This window comes from Roseofilum sp. Guam (genome assembly GCF_017746735.1).
Classification (GTDB): Bacteria; Cyanobacteriota; Cyanobacteriia; order Cyanobacteriales; family Desertifilaceae; genus Roseofilum; species Roseofilum reptotaenium.
Window position 1 is genome coordinate 1 of record NZ_JAGHZN010000068.1, and the last position, 20,070, is coordinate 20,070.

Consider the following 20,070-nt stretch of genomic DNA (forward strand, 5'->3'; position numbering starts at 1 on the left):
GTGATAGAGTTCCTCCGTACTTCAATGAGGAACCAGTTGCAGTTGTCTAGGCATGGTTGGATGATAGCGCTCTCTCTCTCTATTCTATTGCCAATTAACCGGATTTGATATTAGCTTTGGCATGAGCGAGATTTCATTCAAAATTCTTCACCCAATCTGAGCATCTGCTGGTAAGGAAGAATCGTCATAATTGATGAGACTGGAGATAGAAAAAAAAGGAAAACAGACCGATTATGTGGCTCGGCAATACTTATCCCTCTTCTGTCACTTTCGGATCTCGCGATCGCTATTAAGCTCACTTAGAGCAATACTCTAGAAGTCAAAATGCAAAAATTCAATTTTACTCTCAAAAGTACGCAGCGATATTTTAAACCGTTTACCGACTAAAATAGGTTCATCATAATTCGTTAAGACTTTGATGGCTTGATCGGCTACCATACCCGAAGCAATCGATAAAGCAGGACAACTATGCCAATTCTTAACGATTCTATTCCCATCTCTATAATTTCTCATGATTTCTGCTTTTTGAAAACTTTGAATATTTTCATCTACACTATAAAAGGCTTGTTTTAATGTGCCTTGCAATTCTGAATAAGATGGACAAGAACCATCCTGCAAATAAATTGGTCCCACAATCACTTCTAAGGGATCGGCTCCAAACTCCATTAAAGGAATCTTTTTATTTAATGCAACTTGATGTAAAGTTTCTGTAATCGGTTCTGAACAATAAATTCCTAAGTTCGTCCATGCTAAAAGAATAAGATCTATTCCTTCTACTAACTTGTCGATTTGTTGACGATCTGCACCGACAAAATATTCATAAACTTCACAATTAACATGAGGATTGATTTCCTTAATCTTTTCTTGGGCAGCTAATACTTTGGGTTTGCCAATAGAATTGCGATCGTAGAGGACTTGACGATTCAAGTTGGATAATTCTACCTCATCACCGTCAACCAATCTTAACGTTCCGATTCCTAACAAGGCCAGTTGCAGCGCAATCCAACTCCCCCATCCTCCAACTCCCAAAATTAAAACGGTACTGTTCTTTAATTGTTCTTGGTAAACAAAACCCGGTAATCCTTGGCGATCGCAGAGAGAAAATTGTAAAATTTGGCGATCGTATCGTTCTAATTCTTCAGTGGAGAGCAGTTGAGATTGTCTTTGAGCATCTTCAAGAAGATTAAATTGACCCAGACTTTGAATAATATGAAAAATCTCATCTCGTGTCACCTGATACTCTAGATTTCGCAATTCTTGAATGATATCATCAACTCTCTTTGAACCATCAAGACGTTCTAGTAAAGGAATAAACCAACTGGGAGGATTTCTAACAATTTTACTCAATCCCGGAATTTGACCAATGCACACATCTCCCTGTTCATTAACAACGACATGATGCGATCGCTTAATTTGTGGGAGTTCCCATTCCACTTATTTTTTCTCCCAATGTAAGCTAACTTAAATCTGACTAGATTGCTGAGTTTACAAGCATTATTATTCGTAACAGCAACCTAGCCGAGGGATGATAGAAAATCGAAGTAAGACTATTGCCCTTTCTTCTTCGGCTTATCCTTATCTTCTGGTTCGTCGTGGGCATCATCTGAAAGAGAACCGATGCGTTCGGTTAAATCTTCAAAAACGATCGCTACATCATTCATAATTTTTCTCCTTAGAGTTGGTTTCCAGCAAACATAGCACTTAATTTTTCTTTTTCTACATTTCCTTAAACTTTCTTGACATTAGGAGAGTATAGCGTTTCTCTCTTCTATGAGGTACAGCTTGAAGCCTTAGAAACTAAGCCATACAAGCTATTACCTATTGCCTATTGCCTAGCGCTTCGCGCTATATTTCAAGAAATATTGCAAGCGCTATAATGGAAAATTTTTCTGCAAGAAAGCTTCAGCACTAGCGCGGTCTGTCAGTTCTCCATCTAATGTCATCTCCAGGAGTTTATCCAAAATCACCTTGAATTGACGACCCGGTTTATAGCCCAACTGCTTTAAGTCATTGCCATTTAAAATCGGCTTCGCTTGTGCCAGTTTCCACAAATATAACCAGATCTTTCGCCGCAAAACTCTAGGACTCTGCACCATGACTAAAATTAAGGTAGAAAAGCGATAAGGCTGGAGAGCGTTAACCATAGTGCTGGGGGATTCACAGGTGGGTAAAAGAGAGAGAATGGTGGTTTTTGCTGCTTCTAAATCCTTTAACCGTTCGATACTTTCGGCAGGCAATTGAAACCCAGAAGCGACCCAATAGCGGTATTCTGGCGCAAGATAGGCAATCATTACTTCAAGCAACAGTTGCCAGGGAGGGCACAGTCCAGGAGGATTAAAGCGACGTAAACATCGGTCAACGAGCTTCAGTTGTTTCCACAGTTCTGGAGTCAGTTCTAAACTGGAGTGAATACATTTAAGTGCGTCTAGATTGCCCAGGAGTTGAATGGCTCTTTTCCAATAAGGTGCCTCTAAAATATACTTCAGTTCATTTTTCAGCCGAGTTTGCAGGGCAGGCGCTCGGTTATTTTCAGCTACAGAAAGATCGTACACCCCACTGGCGATCGCATAACGAATATAGCCCTCCGTTTGTCCTTCTAACCGAAATCCTAACCGCACGGCAAACCGCACCGCTCGATAAATGCGGGTCGGATCTTCAATAAAGCTATTGGCGTGTAATACGCGCATTAACTGCGCCTCCAAGTCTAAAATACCACCGAAAAAGTCTAATACTTCACCAATGCGCGGAGGCGTAAGCCTCAAGGCTAAAGCATTAATTGTAAAATCTCTACGGTATAAATCTTGTCGAATTGAACTGGCTTCTACCTCCGGATTTGCCGCTGGATAGGGATAGAACTCGGTTCTTGCCGTAGCAATATCAACCCAAAGACTGCCTAATTCTGGATGTTTGTGCCAGAGTAGAGCAGCCGTTTGGAATTGCCCGTGAATCTGCAATCGAGCGCCCGAATAGTGTTGCTGTAAGACTTTCGCTAACTCCACTCCAGCTCCCGGTTGGGCAGCGCGATGATAGCCATCGACGACTAAATCCACATCCTGGAGATTGATGACTTTCTCCGTATCTGCCAGTAATAAATCCCGTACTCCGCCCCCAACTAAATATAAATGCCAGCCTCTTTGCTCGGCCGCTAGGGCAGCTTGCCGTAAAAGCTCCTGTAAGGGCCCGGTCAGACTCTCCTGTAGCATTTGCTTCATTGTTTCCGGCAAATAGCAGGACTTGAGCCGATTGAGTTGTATTTTCGCTCCTACTCGCTGTCCCGTTTCCTGAAGATGGAACTGGCGTAAGACATCACTACGAGTGACAATGCCTACCAAATTGCCGTCCTCTAATACGGGTAAGCGACCAATATCATAGGTAACCATCAATGCCTCAATTTCCGGCAGTTGGGTCTCTGGGGTAATGGTTTTCAGATGGGGAGTCATGTAGCCCTTTACGGGAGCGTGGGAAAAGCCGTGATGGAGGGCAATATCGAGGTCGCGACGGGAAATAATCCCCACTAATTCCCCTTGGTGATTAACGACAGATAACCCAGAATGACCATAGCGTAACAGAATTCGTTGGGCTTGGGCGATCGCCGTTTCTGGTAGAATCGTTCGCACTGGTGATGACATCAACTCCCGTGCCGTCGGTGCGGTGGGCACTTGGTTTTGCAGGTGTTGCACCAAATCCTCAAAGGTGGCTTCAATATTGTGCTCTCGCAGCGTCAAAGAGGCGGCTTGTGCATGACCTCCTCCTCCTAGGGGAGCAAACAAGGTATGCAGATTTAGGGGAGGATTGGAGGAAGACCGACATCTTTGTCGAGAGCGACCAATGACGGTTAACCGTTTTTCTTGTCCGGTTTCATACCAAGACCCAAATAATAGGGCATCACTATGGGTTAATCCCATCAGGCGAGTTGCAATACTGGACAATCCGGGCACAAAGTCAGAGGTGGGTAAGAGAACCCAGGATAATTGATACCCCTCGCAGGTGGTCGTATGCAATTGTTCTAGGGCAAGGGTGAGTAAGTCTTGCAATTGCGGAGATAATCCCGGTTCAACATACTCCCCAATCACCGATAAACTTGCACCTTGGGTCATTAACCAAGCGAGGGCTAAAGCATCCCTAGGAGTACTCGAATCATAGGTCAGCGAACCGGTATCAACATGAATTCCCAAAGCCATCACGGTTGCTTCTGCGGGAGTTAATTCCAAAGATTCTAGCTGTTGCAACCGTTCCACAATCAGCGTTGTGGTGGCACCCACCGGTTCGATGACTGAGTGGGTAACCGGAAGGTCAGTCGCGGTATCGAGATGATGGTCATAGAGTTCTACCTGTTCGAGATGGGGTAGAGCAAACCAATCAGCGGCTAGTCCGAGGCGATCGCCCTGTTGGGTATCCACTACAATTAAACTGCGGATTTGCTCGACATTCACCGAGCGGCGCTCAATTAAGGCATACTCATCCCGATAAAAGGCTAAAAACTCCCGCACCGTGGGATGACATCCACCCGTCAGCACCACCTGAGCGCCCGGTTTTAGGCGCGTTAACCCCACTGCTGCCCCTAGTGCATCAAAATCTGCGGTGGTATGGCACAAAATTAAATCCATGGGAATAGGGTGGTGGTAGAGCGATCTCCGATCCTAATCTATCATTTCACAAGTAACCAGATCCTGTATTAAGTACAGGTTAATCCAACGATGCTTGCTTCCACTCTTGCCAAAAAAACTGTGACCAGAGGGTAAATAATAGTAAAGGAATAGCGACAAAAGATTCTATCAGAATAAGGCTATTCATTTTGAGCGACAGATCCCAGATGGGGGCAATGAGATAATGCCCCAATGTTAATTGACTGAGCAGAGAATAACCATAAAGGCCGATATAGGCAAGCGGAAACTTTTTTTGCCGATAGAACCAGAGTCCTCCGATACCCAAAGGAGTCATCAACCACCAAATCGAATCAGTTAGGTAAGGAGAAAACCAATCGGGTTCCGGATAGAGATCGAAGTAAATCAGATTATCTGTGTAGTGAAGAATGGACGCAATAATATTCAATACTAACAAGATAAGAAGGCAAGTACATCTCTTGCTATTTAATAATTTCTGGGTAAGCATTTCAAATATCTCCTGACTCAAAATCGATGAAAGTGTAGAGGTCTAACATCATCTACATAGTTTTCAGCCAATCCCGAAACATCCTGACTAATTCTAAATAATCAATCGTTTCAGCTTGTTGGAGAAATATAGCTAATTCTGGGATGGGAATATTCGAGAAAAATCGACTATTCACAGAGAAAATATATTCTTGATTTTGCAATTGTTGGATCGTTAAAGCGTTGCCATCATAAATCCAAACTTTAGGCACTCCCAAAGAAGCATAAACCTGTAAGCGATCGCGGGAACTGCTGGTGATATCAATTTCAATGACGAGATCAGGGGGTGGATCGCCCGGTCTCAATCTGCGTCTGCCGCGAATGGGAGCAATATTGCGGATATAAAAACATTCATCGGGTTCTGCCCCGCTTAACTCTGGATGCTTGTATGGGGTCGATCTAAGGGGATAAATATTAATTTCTAATTCTTCTGCAAGCGTCTCGACAAAACGCCCCATTACTTTTTTATGAAGTTCGTGTTCTGGTGAAGGTGACAAGATTTCTAAATTTCCGCGATAGTAGGTTAAACGCAAACGGCGATCTTGCAGTTCTTCAAGAAGATGTTCGTCGGTTTTCCAACTGATACCCGAAAGATGGATAATTTCAGGAGAGGTTACCGTGGATAAAGTTGCTGTCATCGCTCTTCCTCAGAACGCTCTGGATCAATTATAGGCGATCGCTTATGCTTAAGGTAATGTTATCCTGACTTGCCCTACTACCTTGATAGCATTAGAAACTTAGCCATGATTGTACCAAAGGTCAGTCATATTTAGGTTAAAAAAATCTGAAAAAATAAGTAAAACACCCTAAACTGTTGTTTCAAAAGCAGCAAAAAGTAGCGTTTTGTGTCATATGGTAGCATTTGGTGCGGTCAGCGATGCAGAATCTTATCCCCCCTTCAGCCCTTTCACAAGAGGGACTACACTAGATCCAGGAATGGGGATCTTGCTATGTCGAACAACAAGCCAACGGTGGAAAACCGCCATTGGACGGAAATTGCTGAATCTGTGTCTATTGTCGCCTCAGTGGTGGGTGCTGGATTTGCTATGCTTCTGGAAAAAGTGGTTTTTGTCGCCACTCCGATGTCTTTGTCTCTGTTTCTGAATCTAATTAACCGTCAACGTTTAGCTGCACAGTATCAGCAGGATCGACAAACGGATCTACCGCAACTGCAAGCTACCCTGTCTGAAGAGATTGAATCTTTACGCGCAGTGCTACTTTCTCTAGGGAGTGAAATCAACCCTCGACAGTGGGAACAAGGGCTAAGTAGAGTTGAAACTAACTTAACGAACCGTTTATCGGTTTTAGAAACCCTAGATTTTAAGATTATGGAAGAAGAGTTAGCCCAACTTCGCAATCAATCTAATTATGTTCTCGAATCCTTAGCCCAGATTCTACAACGGCTCGATCGCCTCCCCACAGAAGAGAGACTTCAAACCCTAGAATCTCAATTAACCGAAGTCTCTGGGGAAGTCAAAACCCTTAAGCAAGACGTAGACGGCGATCTAGCCGAACTGCGCGGTCAATATAGCAGACTTCAAGAGCATCTGGATCAAAGTTTTAGTGAATTTCAGGACAGTCTCAGCACCTGGAAAGAAGCCTTACAAGCACAAATCGATCGCCTGGATCTAAGCCAATTAAATACCGCATCCAGCCAACTCCAAAGCCTGGAAAGCACCTTAGAACGGCTCGGTTCCCAATCAACTGAGTTACTTAACTCCATTGTTCACGTCAACGAACAGTTACAATCTTTACCCGTTCCCCAAACTCCTGGCGACATTCTTCCCCAATTAAGCCAACTGCAAACCCAACTCGATCGAGTTGCAGCCGAAATCGGGCACTTACCGAGCCAAACTCCAGCCCCAGAAGCTGATACCAAAACTGCCCTTTCCCAACTCCAAAGTCAACTCAATCAACAAACGGAGCTACTGCTCCAGGTGCAAAGCTGTTTAGAGCGATCGCCCGAACCCCCGACTATCGACGCAGACCCTCCGGTTTCTGATGTCAAAAGCTTTACCGAACGTGCTGAAAAATGGGTCAGTCGGATTAAACAAGGGTTTGATGACTTTCAATCTCAGATGGACTTTGAACCCGATCTGAGCCGTGACGATGAATGGGGAGAGGATGATGAGTGGGAAACCCCTGCACCGGTTCAACCGGCAACCCCTAAAGCTTCATCTCCAGGAGTTTCTTCCCCAGAGTCCGTTAAAAGTAAAACAGGTTGGCAATGCGTGAAAACCCTCACGCAATCGAGCGCTGTAACTTGTTTAGCCCTCAGTTCCGATGGTAGTCGGTTAGTTAGTGGGGGCTATCAGGAAATGAATGGGGTAGATTTAAGCACGTATGAAATCACCCGGTTATCCTTGGATACCGAGGATTTATCCGTGAGTTCCGTTGCCCTCAGTCGAGATGGGAAAACCTTAGCAGCAGCGACTGGAGAAATTGAAATTTGGAACTTAACGAGCGGGAAACTGCTGCAACAACTCGAATGTGAAGATTGGACAACGGTGGTTGCCATTAGTGCGGATGGTCAAACCTTGGTTAGTGCCGGTTCGGAACCCTTGGAAGAGAAGAGTTCCCTCAGATTTTGGGATTTTGCTCACGGGGAGTTGATCCGCACCAATTATTATGTCGATTATGAGATTGATTCGTTAGGGTTTAGCAGAGACGGGGATGTTTTGGCGATCGCCGGCCGCAACGATCATCGCGGTTTAATCCAAGTTTGGCAAGTGGGAGCCGATACTCCCCAAATGACTCTCGAAGTGACCATGGCTCTCTATAGTGTAGCGCTGACACCAGATGCTCAAATGTTAGCCGGTGGATGTGGCGATCGCACCATTAAACTGTGGAATTGTAGTACGAGGGGGTTAGTGCGAACCTTTTCTGGCCATCAAGGTATTGTGTATGCAGTCGGTCTTAACCCAGAGGGGCAAGTGCTAGTCAGCGGTAGTCATGACCAGACGATTAAACTCTGGGAACTAGAGACCGGTGAAGAAATCGATACCCTAGTGGGACATCAAGGCCCGGTAACCGCTGTTGCCTTCAGTCCAGATGGGAAAACTTTAATCAGTGGTTCCCAAGACATGAGTGTTAAAATCTGGCAACAAACCGGTTAACGGCAACCGAGATGGCATTTGAGGCGTGTCGTCTCTTCTGCCATCGGGCCGTTTTAATCCAAATCATGAATCCCAGTTAAGCATTGGAGCTTACAGGCGCATTCGCTTGAGCGGTTGAACCATTGCGACCATGAGTATGGCCATTGCCATTGCGGGGCATGAGCACTCCATATCCGCCATGGTTGCGCTCATAAATCACATTGATTTCTCCCGTTTGTGCATTTCTGAACATAAAGAAATCATGGCCCACGAGTTGCAACTGTTCAAGAGCTTCTTCCACACTCATCGGAGGCATGGCAAAATACTTGGTTCTGACTACATCTGCGGGCAGTTCCGGAGTACGATTAGCCAGTAGATCGCTAATCCCTTCCGTGTCTTCCAGAATTTCAGGGGGTTCAATCTCTCCCTTGGTTTTGTGTTTGTTGTTGTGACGCTTCTCCTTATACTTACGCAGCCGTCGAGCAATCTTATCTGCCACTAAATCTATGCTGGCGTAGAGGTCTTCACTGCTCTCCTCTGACCGAATGACTGTTCCATTAGCATAAATGGTCACTTCAGCCGTCTGCTTGGGGTTTATCCGGGGATTACGAGCTACTGAAAGATTGACATCAACCTCTGTTGTCAGATTCTCAAAATGACTGACAGCCTTTTCGACTTTTTGATGAACATATTCACGAATTGCATCTGTTATTTCAATGTTTTTTCCCTGGATAACAAGCTTCATATAAGCTTCCTCCCATTAAACGAATTTTCTTAGGCTAGCCTGACTCTTAGTGTGAGGCTAAGAGAGACTTCCTATTGGAGTTATACGTTTACACTAGCATTTTGTATTCTGCTGAACACAACCATTAAAAATCTGTTGCATCCCTTGACAATTCTTGATGTTTTAACCGGATATTTTTCTAAACTTATGTTAAAATTAACCCAATTTTTGAGATGAGTAGTGCGAAGGAAGAGGCGATCAGCACTCTAGCAATAGGCAATAGATTATGGGATTAGAGGCGATCGCAGCTCGCGGCTGTCAGGTTTGGCAACTGGGACTGCTGCCCTATGAAAGGACATGGCAATGGCAGCAAGAACTGGTGGCCGAACGGCGAGAGAATCCTGAGTTAGAAGATGTGTTAGTGTTGCTCGAACATCCTCCCGTCTATACTCTGGGACGAGGAGCCACCCTAGACTTTCTCAAATTCGATCCGGATCGCCCCCCAGCAGAACTCCATCGCGTCGAACGGGGAGGCGAGGTCACCTATCACTGTCCCGGTCAATTGGTGGGCTATCCAATTTTGAATTTAACCTACTATCAACGGGATCTCCATTGGTATCTGCGGCAATTAGAAACGGTTTTAATTGAGACGCTTCGGGTTTATGGCTTAAGAGCCGATCGCATTCCGGGTTTAACTGGGGTTTGGCTCAATGGGTATAAAGTGGGGGCGATCGGCATTAAGGTCAGTCGTTGGATTACCATGCATGGCTTCTCCCTCAACGTCAATCCCGATCTCGAAGGCTTTAAGGCGATCGTTCCTTGTGGAATTGGCGATCGCCCCGTCGGGACTCTAGCGCAATTCGCTCCCCACATTTCCCTCACCGATATCCGCCAAACCCTCCCAGAGATCTTTGCCCAAGTCTTTCAGGTATCCCTGGTGATGAGATAGGCGAATGGGGGGATAGGGGGACACGGAGATCGCTTGTTCCCTATTGCCTATTTCCTATTCCCTATTCCCTATTACCTATTCCCTAAAATGGAATTTCATCTTCTTCCAAGGGTTGAATATTCGCAGGGGGTGGCGCAACCGGAGCTGGAGTGGGTTGGGGACGAGGAGATGCTGAAGCAGGAGTAGACATAGGAATGACGTTATCCTGGACGCTGGCAGTTGCCCCCACAGTTGCTAAAGGCTGAGTTGCTACGGGTTCCCCATGGACATTATGGATACGGGAAACGATCAACTCTGCCCGTTTTTCCTTAAATCCTTCTGGGCGATCGAACGTATTCATTCTCAGGCTACCCTGAAGAATCACCCGATCCCCTTGATGATACCCTTGGGCAATTTCCGTCGCTAAGTTTCCCCATCCCACCACCTTTAACGTATGGGGGGGATCTTCTGCCTTCGTTGCCGCGAACTGGACTAACATCTCTGTTACCGCTGTCTCATCTGGCGTATAGCGCAGTTGAGGATCTTGGACAATCTGGGCCATTAAAATGCAACTATTCATTTAACTTGAAGAAAAATTCATCATCAGCACAATTTTAGCGAATATTCCCTAAACTCGGCGATCTGCTGAAACCCCAACGGCTCAGATTAGTCGTTCAAGAATCGACTGGTGACCCGACCAACAAGACATTGCGGTTCGACCCATCCAAAACTCCAACTATCTGTACTACACGATCGATTATCACCTTGTACAAAACAAGCTCCACTTTGATCGATAGAAATGACCCGTTTGATAAGACGCAAATCGGGTTGCTGAGGAGACCAAATCACAACAACATCGTTTACGGAGGGTCGCTCATATCGATACGCCTGTCTATCAACCAAAACTTCATCTCCCGGTTGCAACACAGGCAACATGGAAATGCCTTCAACACGAAAACGCTGCCTCTGCCTCAATAACCAAAGTAATATATCCACAAGGTTACTGTCTCGGATTTGAGGCATAGCGCTTCGTGTGGCAGAAAGGTAATTAGTAATGGATAAACTGTTTTTCCTTTAACAATACCTTCGCTATTTTCTTGTAGGTTGGGTTTCACTTCATTAAATCCAACCTACCAATCCAGACATTTTTAGTTTTGGCGAAGGTATTGCCTTAAACGTCGTCATTTCTACTGTAATCCCATTCCCCTAATCTACTTCGCTGAGATTGGGGAATAAGGTACGGGATGTTTAGCTGGCTTTATACCAAGGAACATCAGTCCGATTTTTGGTAGCCCAGAAAATTTCTTGGATCTCTTTGATGGCATCCATTAACTCATTGGAGTGTTGTAGGCTAACTTCCACTTTGCAAGCAGAACACAACTTAGCAATGTTCCAAAATTTGGTGTGTAAATCAGGAAACTGCTCTAAATGAACGGGTTTAAAGTAATCTGTCCATAAAACTAACAGTTCTGTCTTTGCTAAGTGCGCTTGCTCTTCTTTGATTTGAATATAGCGAGAGAGCGTATTGTTATACGCTGCCATTGCTTTGGCATCGTCAGGGGCTGGAGGTTGCAAATCCAGAATTTTCTTGGTCATGGATAAAACTGCTTCAGCCGCAATTCTAGCTGATGCAGGATCATACACACCACAAGGTCCATCACAATGAGCATGAACAGCAGGAGCTGGAAACCAAGTTTTTACTTGGGTAGCAATCGTTTTGAAGAAGTGCATGAACACAATTCCCTTCAATCTATAGACCCCTAAATTTTACCATTGTATGGATCATTAATTGAAACTTTGTTGGAATGAGTGAAGGTGAACAGATGTAAAGATTTATGTCTGTATGTGTTAGGATGAGTCATGGAAATGGCTATTCACCTCTCTCGTTTTTATCGATAGGTTAAAGAATGACGAAGTAAGGCGATCATTGGTGATTTGGATAACCAAAAACGCTAGAGAGGAATGGGGATTAAATCGATAGCCATAAGCTGACAATCAATAGGGCTAAGAGGATAATCCAAATAGAGTTTTTTTGAAACCACGATCGCCATCGCCAACTCCCTCCTCTATACTGTCCCCTCGATTCAGGAACAAGGGGTTGTTCTTGATTATGGTATAAAGTGCAATCCTTAGCAGTTGGCCGTTGAGGAAAATCACAGGTATCATCAGCATGATAGATGCAAGTGTCGCAAAGATAGCCTTCTCCTTGGGAACGGTGGAGGGGAATACCCGGATGACCATGGGCTTTAAGGATAAACTGACAGTGGGGACAACTGACTGCATCAGAAGCGATCGCCTGTTTACATCGAGGACATTTAACCATAATTCCTATTACCTATATACCCATTACCAGCGCATAGCACTATAACCATTCAGATTGAGTCATCAAACAGGCGATCGCCTCTGACATTTCAACTTGTTCAAATTGAGTATAAAACCGACTTACACTTAAAAAGGGATCGGGGGTCGCTAAAATCATCATTCGATCGCACCAGTGTCCTAACTGCTGCTCTAAACCTACGGGAGCAACAGGGGTTACCACCCAAATTTGAGCAGGACAGCGGGCACGGGTCGCTAAAATTGCTACAGCCATGGTCATCCCCGTGGCCATACCATCATCCACTAAAATGGCGATCGCCCCTTGAGGATTAACCGTAGGACAGTGGGGAGATAAAGTGGCTAACTGTTCTTGGGCCCTTTGCTGGGCAACGGCTTGCCGACTTTGCCACGTTCTGCTTTGACTTTCTTCTTCAGATAAGGTGGACCATACCACTTGACCGCAGGCTGTGACCGCACCTACAGCTAATTCTTGGTTGTTAGCACTGGTGATTTTTTTAGCTACAATTACAGCTAAGGGACAGTAGAGAGCCTGAGCAATGGGTTTAGCTACGGGTAATCCTCCTCTGGGAAGAGCATAAACAATTACTCTTCCTGAGTGATTCAAGTTAGCTTGCCACTGCTCAATTTCCGGTTTAATCGCGATCGCCAACTGTTCACCCGCATCTTGGCGATCGCGGAACGGGAGGATGATGTTGCTCATAGCATAGAAGTTGCCAAAGTGCAATTAGCCACAATCATAAACAATCCAACTCGTTTGGCAAGTCCTGACTTAAAAGTCCAAACTCAGAGGAGCGCGGGGGAAGGGAATCACATCCCGAATATTGCCCATTCCCGTCATAAACTGCACCAACCGTTCAAAGCCTAATCCAAAACCGGCATGGGGAACCGTACCAAAGCGCCGCAAATCTAAATACCACCATAACTCTTCTGGATTAATGCCATGCGATCGCATCCGATTTTCCAGGATATCTAAGCGCTCTTCCCGTTGCGAACCGCCAATAATCTCGCCAATATTGGGCGCAAGGACATCCATCGCCCGAACCGTTTTACCATCATCGCCGACGCGCATATAAAAAGCCTTAATTTCAATGGGATAATCGGTGACAATTACTGGCTTTTTAAATAATTTCTCGGCAAGATAGCGCTCATGTTCCGATTGCAGGTCTAACCCCCACTCTACGGGAAACTCAAACTTATCCGGCGCTTTTTCCAAAAGGGCGATCGCTTCCGTATACGTGACCCGCTCAAACTGATTGTTAATAATATTATCTGCTGTCGCCAACACCGTGTTATCAATCCGTTGGTTAAAAAACTCCATATCCTCCGGGCACTTCTCCAAGACTGACTTAAACACGAACTGCAAAAACTGTTCGGCTAAATCCATATTGCCCTCTAGATCGCAAAAGGCCATTTCCGGTTCAATCATCCAAAACTCAGCCAAATGGCGCGAGGTATTCGAGTTCTCCGCCCGAAACGTGGGGCCAAAGGTATACACATTCCCAAAGGCCATAGCCATCACTTCAGCTTCCAATTGTCCACTGACCGTAAGATAGGCCGGTTTGCCAAAAAAGTCTTGGGAATAATCCACCGTTTGCTCTTTCGTGTGGGGCACATTTTTCAGATCCAAGCTCGTCACTGCCAACAATTCACCCGCACCTTCACAATCATTCCCCGTGATAATGGGCGTGTGCATCCACAAAAAGCCCCGTTGTTGAAAAAACTCATGAACGGCTGCTGCACAGGCATTACGGACGCGGAAAACCGCCCCTAACGTATTAGTTCGCGATCGCCAATGGGCGATCGTTCTTAAGAACTCAAAGGAGTGGCGCTTCTTCTGTAAGGGATAATTCTCATCTGCTTCCCCATACACCACTACCGTTTCCGCTTTCAGCTCTACCCGTTGTCCCTTCGCGGGAGAAGCCACTAAAACCCCTTCCACTTCCACCGATGCGCCGGTACTCAAAGACTTCAGCACCCGATCGTAATCAGCCATCTCCTGATCCAGAACCACTTGCAAATTCGCCAAACAGGAACCATCATTGACTTCCATAAACGAAAATGCCTTCAGTTCTCGTTTCGTCCGTACCCATCCTTGGATCGTTAGGCGATCGTCTGGGTTTCCTTGACGCAGAATTTCCGCAATGCGCTTTGTGGTCATAAACTGGTTTACCTTAATCTCTTCAATATCTTACCTATCACCTATCAGTATGGGGGATAGGGAGATGAGGAGGCGATCGCTAAAGAGCTGGGTAAGGAGATTTGGAGTAAGGCTAACTCTATTTCATCTGGAGAATATCGGAAAAAGGGATAACACCTGTCGGGATATAAAGGTTTGACGACAGTCAACCTGGGTATGTCTGGATAGAAGTCTAGTTCTTCTATAGCGTAAAAAATGGTTTTCCCATTACCCATTACCGCGCGAAGCGCTGTATTTTTACTGAGGCTTCCTGAGAGAGTCGTCAATTTTTTCTCGATACACCCTGGGAAATCGGAAGTGCAATCTGAAACTCTGCTCCCCCTCCGACTTCAGACATACAAGATAAGCTTCCTCTATGTCGTTCCACCACAATTTGATAACTAATGGACAAGCCTAAACCGGTTCCTTGACCCACGGGTTTAGTCGTAAAAAAGGGATTAAACAATTGTTCTCTGATGGAAGCAGATATCCCTGGACCATTATCAGCGATTGTAATCATCACCCGATCTGGACTGCATAAGGAAGTGCTAATAGTTAAAGTTGGCAACTTTCCCTCGTCAGACTCAGAGGAGATCGTTCGGCAATTTTCTAGAGCATCAATGCCATTGGCTAAAATATTCATAAAAACCTGATTTAATTGCCCTGGATAACATTCGATTTTAGGCAGCTCTCCATATTTCTTAATTACCTTTACTTCTTTTTGTTCTAATTTTCCTTTTAGATTGTTTTGCAAAATCAACAAACTATTCTCAATTCCTTCATGCACATCAACCTCCTTAATTCCATCTTCATCCAGACGGGAAAAGTTTCGGAGTGAATCAACAATTTCTCGAATTCGTTCCGAGCCTGATTTCATGGAGGATAAAATCTTCCGAAAATCAGGAAATATAAATTCTAATTCTATCTCTTCTATCAGTTGTGTGATTTCAGTTGAGGGATCTGGATAATGTTTTTGGTATAATTCAATTAAACTTAATAGATCTTGTGCATAAGTTTCTGCCGGTAAAATATTGCCATGGATAAAATTAATCGGATTATTGATTTCATGGGCAATTCCCGCTACCAATTGACCTAAGCCGGACATTTTTTCAGCTTGAATCAGTTGGCTTTGAGTGGCTCGTAGGTTTTTCAGTGCGACTTCTGCGGATTCTTTTGCTTGTTTGAGTTCTTCTTCTGCGGCTTTGCGATCGCTAATATCCGTTCCTGTACTAATCACATATTGAATATAGCCTCGATCGTCAAGTAATACGGTATCCGACCAAGCGATTTGCCGTAAGCGTTTATCTTTGGTTATCCAAGAACTCTCATATTGAATCGGAAATTGTAAATTTGACCGTTGAGCATCAAAACACTGGTTCTGAAATTGACTAAAGTTCGATTGAGCCAGTTGTTTATCATCATCGGCTACGAATATCTCCCAAAAGAAACGATTCTTAACTTCTTTAAAAGAATACAGTGTGGTTTGTTCGCAAGCACGGTTAAATCGCACAATTCTGCCTCGATCATCTAAAACAATAACCAAAGATCCAGCGGTATCTAGAATAGTGGAAACAAAAGTTTTCTCTGCCTCCAAGACTTTAAATAACTTTCCTACTTGAGCTGTCATTTGATTAAATGCGGTAGCTAAAAGCCCTAATTCATCCGATTCTACAATTTCGACTTTGGTATCAAAATTTCCTTTGCGAATTTCCAGGGCTGCTTCTGTCAAATTCTTGAGTGGAGAGAGAATGCGATGGGCACGATAAAATCCAATCGCCATAGAAACAAGTGTAATAATGAACAAAGATATACTGGTAATCCATAACATTCTGGCGATCGGTGCATAAGCTTCATTTACTGGTAACTCAACGACTAACTTCCATTGCATACTAGGAATAGCAGTAGTCGCACCTAAGACTTTTTGATCGTACAATCCTGAATAAATATTGAGTTGAGTCTTCTGCTGAGGAAAAAGGTACTTTAACAAATCCGGATTGGAAATATGTTGAAACTCAAAATTTTCTTTCATCATTCCTGTTTTAGCAACAATGATATTACGCTCGTCTAAAATATAGGCATAGCCCGTTTTTCCTACCGTAGTATTAGCAACTATCAATCCAAGAAAACTTAAATCAATTTCAGCTATCAGAACACCATCAATTCGATCTTCTTCATTGCGAATGGGAACAGATAAAATAGTTTGAGGTAGACCATTTTTTTGATTAATATGGACAGAAGTGAGATACCGATCGTTTTTCTTAAAGGAGTACTTGAAAATCGGAGAGTTACTCATATCTTGTCCCAGGTATATTTCTTTTTCTGGATTGATAAAGGCTAAATTAATTACTTTACCGTAACGATCGATAATGGCGACAGATTTATAGGCATGGTTATGACGAATCAATCCTTCTAGTAAATTTTGTTGGGCTTTAATATCTAAATTTGTCAACCCTCTAGTTATTGATAAATATCCCAATTTTCTCTGGATATTATCTAGGTAGTTATTGATTTGATTGGCTGCTGATTCTGAACGTTTTTGTTGTAACTCTTGATTCTTTTTTAGCTCAGATTTAAAACTCAGGTATCCGAGGATACTGCCTGTAGTCAACACACTAACAACACCGACCAGAATCAGGCTGTATCGGAGTTGGGTGGACAGGGAGAAAAATTTAGGAAAAATCTTCTGATTATAATTCAAAAAAATGTGTTTCATAAAAATCTAAAAAATATTATTTTTAACAGTCAAAATAGTGGATAGTCTGGTCAGCATTAAAATACGGAGAATATAGGTCAAAATAAATAATTTACGACGTATATTGAAGACCATCTTCTAAGTCGAGATGTATCAGAGATCGCCTTCTACTCAGGCTCAATCGCAACTCAAACATCAGTACCATCTAGCTATTTTAGCTCACTAGTGTGAAAAAAAGGTGAAGATTATTAAATCATTATTAAGATCTTGTGGTCAGAAAAAAGCTATCATAGATGAAAATAGTCTACTAATCTCTATCGTCTCTCTCTTGCTTTCATCAAAAAAGATAGATTATTTTACTTCAAACAATTATGATCCTGGGAATGGGGAAGTATGAACATACTTATTAATAAGAGTCTAGCTAGCGGGAAATATGGGTGGGTTTATTCTCTAGTGGCGAGTACCTTGATATATTTCAGTGGTGGATTCGCTTCGCCAGCTTTCGCTCAATCGATTATTCCGGCACAAGATGGGGTAGGGACTATTGTTTCTCCAGGGAATAATGAACAGTTTAATATTCAAGGCGGAACGCAAGCTGGGCAAAACCTCTTCCATAGTTTCCAACAATTTGGATTAACCCAGGGACAAATTGCTAACTTTATAGCTCAACCGGATATCCAAAATATTTTGGGTCGTGTGGTTGGTGGAGATCCTTCCGTGATTAATGGATTAATTCAACTGAGTAATAGTACGGCTAACCTCTATTTGATCAATCCTGCGGGTATTCTATTTGGCCCAAATTCTAGTTTAAATGTGCCCGCAGACTTTTATGCGACTACAGCAACTTCAATAGGATTAGGAATAGATCAATGGTTTAATATAGTGGGTTCTAATGATTGGAGTACCTTAACAGGAACACCTGCGGAATTTAAATTTGAGGGGGCAAATCCTGGAAGCATTGTTAATCTGGGTGATTTACAAGTTAATGAACAGCAAACGCTAGGTTTAATTGGTGGTAATACGCTTAATTTTGGAACCCTATCCGCACCAAGGGGACGTATTACGATCGCTGCGGTTCCGGGACACAATTCGGTGCGGATCTCCCAAGACGGCCATCTATTAAGTTTAGATCTGCCTGTGAACTCGCAAAATAGCAACTCTCAAGCAATTACCCCGTTAACACTTCCTGAACTGTTGACCAGCAGTAAACTGGATCATGCCAAAAGTTTAACTGTCAATTCCCAGGGACAGGTGGTGTTAAGCGGATCGGGGATCGCGCTTCCAGATAGATCGGGAGTAGCGATCGCCTCCGGAACCCTCGATACTTCTAGTATAACCGGCGGAAATATAAATATTTTAGGCGATCGCGTTGGCATCATCGATGCTCAGATTAATGCTTCCGGAAACCAAGGCGGTGGAATCATCAACATTGGCGGTTCATTCCAAGGAAACGGCCCCCTTCCCAACAGCGAATTTACCCTAGTGAATGAAAACAGCATCATCAATGCCGATGCGCTCCTCAATGGAGATGGGGGAAATATTGTCATCTGGAGCGACGACACCACCCAATTTTCAGGTCAAATTAGTGCCAGAGGAGGAGAAAATTCTGGGAATGGCGGATTTGTCGAAGTTTCCGGTCAATCATTTTTAAGTTACCAAGGAGAAGTAGACACGACTGCACCTCAAGGAAAAATAGGAACGCTACTGCTTGATCCGACCAATATTACCGTGGTTCCTGAAGGAGGAGACACCAGTAACCTAGAAGATGTAAATCAATTTAGTGATACTGACCTGAATCCTAGCGAAAGTATTACCCGAATCAACGTAAGTGCTATTAATAGTGCAGAAACCAACGTCACCTTGCAAGCGAGTGAAAATATCACCTTCAGTGCAGCAGTTAATATGACCTTTGAATCTATTGGACTCTCTGCTGAAGCTGGAACCTCTATAGATGTTGCGGAAAGCATCACCACCAATAATGGCAATCTTACCCTTGATGCTCCCACCATTAACATTAATGCTCCACTGAGTACAGGGGGAGGCTTAGTTTCCCTCAAAAATAGCACTGCATCAACCAACTCTTCTATTACCGTTAATCAGAACATTAGTACCAGCGGAGGAGATATTTTACTCGGTGGTGCAACGGCAGCAGATACTCCAAACATCGATGTGAATACAGTGCTGAATACAGAAGGGGGTCAGTTTCGTGCGATCGCCAATCAGATTACCACTGAAGATATCACCACCAGTGGCGGTGCAGTCAATATAACTGCTGATCGCACAATCTCCCTGGGTAGTATTAATACTTCTAGCACTACCAGTAATGGAGGAAATGTTACTTTAAACAGTTCCCAAAATATAGAAGTAACCTCAATCAATACCGAAGGGTTAACCACCGGAGGAAATGTTAACCTCACGGCTGATGGTTTTGTCCGCGTTACCGGAACATTCAGCGCAAGCAATAGTGAAACTGCCAGTATTTCCACCGTTGGAGACACCGTTGGTGGAAGTATCGCCATTACCCATGGTGGAAATGGCACAACTCCTTTTATTGTTGGCGATGCCACCACCAATGGTACAGCAGGCGCGATTACCAGAGGCACGGGGATAGAATCAACGATCCGTATTACTAATGAATATCTAGAACCTCATACCCAGGATACAGAGAATATTCAAATCATCACGACTACAACCAACCCAACAACAGACCCAACAACCAGTCCCCCAGAAGTCCCTCCCAGCGATCCTACTGCTCCCCCCACTGCAGAGCAACCTCCAACAGGAGAACAACCTCCAACAGGAGAGCAACCTCCAACAGGAGAACAACCTCCGACAGGAGAACAACCTCCGACAGGAGAACAACCTCCGACAGGAGAACAACCTCCGACAGGAGAACAACCTCCAACAGGAGAACAACCTCCAACAGGAGAACAACCTCCAACAGGAGAACAACCTCCAACAGGAG

At 44.1% G+C, this 20,070-nt stretch carries 16 protein-coding genes; 3 read left to right on the forward strand and 13 right to left on the reverse strand.

Annotated elements, in window-relative coordinates:
• Positions 1 to 312: 312 nt before the first annotated feature.
• From J7529_RS21820 to J7529_RS21835, 4 genes are all read right to left on the reverse strand, one after another.
• Positions 313 to 1,434 (reverse strand): ThiF family adenylyltransferase, encoded by a 1,122-nt coding sequence (locus J7529_RS21820; RefSeq protein ID WP_318730721.1) that lies wholly within the window; start codon positions 1,432 to 1,434, stop codon positions 313 to 315.
• 437 nt (positions 1,435 to 1,871) lie between these two features.
• Positions 1,872 to 4,607, reverse strand: a complete 2,736-nt coding sequence (locus J7529_RS21825; RefSeq protein WP_318730722.1) for a CBS domain-containing protein — start codon at positions 4,605 to 4,607, stop codon at positions 1,872 to 1,874.
• Positions 4,608 to 4,686: 79 nt separating this feature from the next.
• Positions 4,687 to 5,052: a hypothetical protein gene (locus tag J7529_RS21830; protein WP_318730723.1), complete on the reverse strand. Its 366-nt coding sequence runs from the start codon at positions 5,050 to 5,052 to the stop codon at positions 4,687 to 4,689.
• Between the two features lie 112 nt (positions 5,053 to 5,164).
• Positions 5,165 to 5,788, reverse strand: coding sequence for a Uma2 family endonuclease (locus J7529_RS21835; protein WP_318730724.1), 624 nt, complete (start codon positions 5,786 to 5,788; stop codon positions 5,165 to 5,167).
• Between the two features lie 312 nt (positions 5,789 to 6,100).
• Between J7529_RS21835 and J7529_RS21840 the strand changes: the two genes are divergently transcribed.
• Complete coding sequence (locus J7529_RS21840) at positions 6,101 to 8,266, forward strand: hypothetical protein (protein ID WP_318730725.1); 2,166 nt, start codon at positions 6,101 to 6,103, stop codon at positions 8,264 to 8,266.
• A 76-nt stretch (positions 8,267 to 8,342) separates the two neighbouring features.
• Here the strand turns inward: J7529_RS21840 and hpf are convergent, their stop codons facing one another.
• Positions 8,343 to 8,990: a ribosome hibernation-promoting factor, HPF/YfiA family gene (hpf, locus tag J7529_RS21845; protein ID WP_318730726.1), complete on the reverse strand. Its 648-nt coding sequence runs from the start codon at positions 8,988 to 8,990 to the stop codon at positions 8,343 to 8,345.
• A 265-nt stretch (positions 8,991 to 9,255) separates the two neighbouring features.
• On the opposite strand from hpf, the gene lipB reads away from it, so the two are divergent.
• The gene (gene lipB, locus J7529_RS21850; protein ID WP_318730727.1) at positions 9,256 to 9,918 is read left to right on the forward strand and encodes a lipoyl(octanoyl) transferase LipB; all 663 of its coding nucleotides are present in this window, start codon (positions 9,256 to 9,258) and stop codon (positions 9,916 to 9,918) included.
• An 82-nt stretch (positions 9,919 to 10,000) separates the two neighbouring features.
• Here lipB and J7529_RS21855 read toward each other — a convergent pair whose 3' ends face one another.
• From J7529_RS21855 to J7529_RS21890, 8 genes are all read right to left on the reverse strand, one after another.
• The gene (locus J7529_RS21855) at positions 10,001 to 10,477 is read right to left on the reverse strand and encodes a single-stranded DNA-binding protein (protein ID WP_318730728.1); all 477 of its coding nucleotides are present in this window, start codon (positions 10,475 to 10,477) and stop codon (positions 10,001 to 10,003) included.
• Between the two features lie 86 nt (positions 10,478 to 10,563).
• Complete coding sequence (gene sodX, locus J7529_RS21860) at positions 10,564 to 10,893, reverse strand: nickel-type superoxide dismutase maturation protease (RefSeq protein ID WP_318730729.1); 330 nt, start codon at positions 10,891 to 10,893, stop codon at positions 10,564 to 10,566.
• Between the two features lie 252 nt (positions 10,894 to 11,145).
• Complete coding sequence (sodN, locus tag J7529_RS21865; RefSeq protein ID WP_318730730.1) at positions 11,146 to 11,628, reverse strand: superoxide dismutase, Ni; 483 nt, start codon at positions 11,626 to 11,628, stop codon at positions 11,146 to 11,148.
• Positions 11,629 to 11,866: 238 nt separating this feature from the next.
• A complete protein-coding gene (locus tag J7529_RS21870; protein WP_271939989.1) occupies positions 11,867 to 12,220 on the reverse strand; it encodes a zinc ribbon domain-containing protein in 354 nt (117 codons plus the stop codon).
• Between the two features lie 39 nt (positions 12,221 to 12,259).
• A complete protein-coding gene (locus tag J7529_RS21875) occupies positions 12,260 to 12,937 on the reverse strand; it encodes a phosphoribosyltransferase (RefSeq protein WP_318730731.1) in 678 nt (225 codons plus the stop codon).
• A gap of 69 nt (positions 12,938 to 13,006) precedes the next feature.
• Entirely contained in the window at positions 13,007 to 14,395 is a 1,389-nt protein-coding gene (gene asnS, locus J7529_RS21880; RefSeq protein WP_318730732.1) for an asparagine--tRNA ligase, read from the reverse strand.
• 44 nt (positions 14,396 to 14,439) lie between these two features.
• Complete coding sequence (locus J7529_RS21885; RefSeq protein ID WP_318730733.1) at positions 14,440 to 14,700, reverse strand: hypothetical protein; 261 nt, start codon at positions 14,698 to 14,700, stop codon at positions 14,440 to 14,442.
• Positions 14,697 to 17,126, reverse strand: coding sequence for a cache domain-containing protein (locus J7529_RS21890; protein ID WP_318730734.1), 2,430 nt, complete (start codon positions 17,124 to 17,126; stop codon positions 14,697 to 14,699). The genes J7529_RS21885 and J7529_RS21890 overlap by 4 nt, the downstream gene beginning before the upstream one ends.
• Before the next feature lie 372 nt (positions 17,127 to 17,498).
• Between J7529_RS21890 and J7529_RS21895 the strand changes: the two genes are divergently transcribed.
• A partial coding sequence (locus tag J7529_RS21895) for a filamentous hemagglutinin N-terminal domain-containing protein (protein ID WP_318730735.1) occupies positions 17,499 to 20,070 on the forward strand: 2,572 nt, incomplete at its 3' end.

Excerpts from the sequence above, each read along its gene's own strand:
- J7529_RS21825 (WP_318730722.1), bottom strand. The coding sequence starts at position 4,607 with ATGGATTTAATTTTGTGCCATACCACCGCAGATTTTGATGCACTAGGG.
- J7529_RS21835 (WP_318730724.1), bottom strand. The coding sequence starts at position 5,788 with ATGACAGCAACTTTATCCACGGTAACCTCTCCTGAAATTATCCATCTT.
- J7529_RS21840 (WP_318730725.1), top strand. The coding sequence starts at position 6,101 with ATGTCGAACAACAAGCCAACGGTGGAAAACCGCCATTGGACGGAAATT.
- hpf (WP_318730726.1), bottom strand. The coding sequence starts at position 8,990 with ATGAAGCTTGTTATCCAGGGAAAAAACATTGAAATAACAGATGCAATT.
- lipB (WP_318730727.1), top strand. The coding sequence starts at position 9,256 with ATGGGATTAGAGGCGATCGCAGCTCGCGGCTGTCAGGTTTGGCAACTG.
- J7529_RS21855 (WP_318730728.1), bottom strand. The coding sequence starts at position 10,477 with ATGAATAGTTGCATTTTAATGGCCCAGATTGTCCAAGATCCTCAACTG.
- sodN (WP_318730730.1), bottom strand. The coding sequence starts at position 11,628 with ATGCACTTCTTCAAAACGATTGCTACCCAAGTAAAAACTTGGTTTCCA.
- J7529_RS21870 (WP_271939989.1), bottom strand. The coding sequence starts at position 12,220 with ATGGTTAAATGTCCTCGATGTAAACAGGCGATCGCTTCTGATGCAGTC.
- J7529_RS21875 (WP_318730731.1), bottom strand. The coding sequence starts at position 12,937 with ATGAGCAACATCATCCTCCCGTTCCGCGATCGCCAAGATGCGGGTGAA.
- asnS (WP_318730732.1), bottom strand. The coding sequence starts at position 14,395 with ATGACCACAAAGCGCATTGCGGAAATTCTGCGTCAAGGAAACCCAGAC.
- J7529_RS21890 (WP_318730734.1), bottom strand. The coding sequence starts at position 17,126 with ATGAAACACATTTTTTTGAATTATAATCAGAAGATTTTTCCTAAATTT.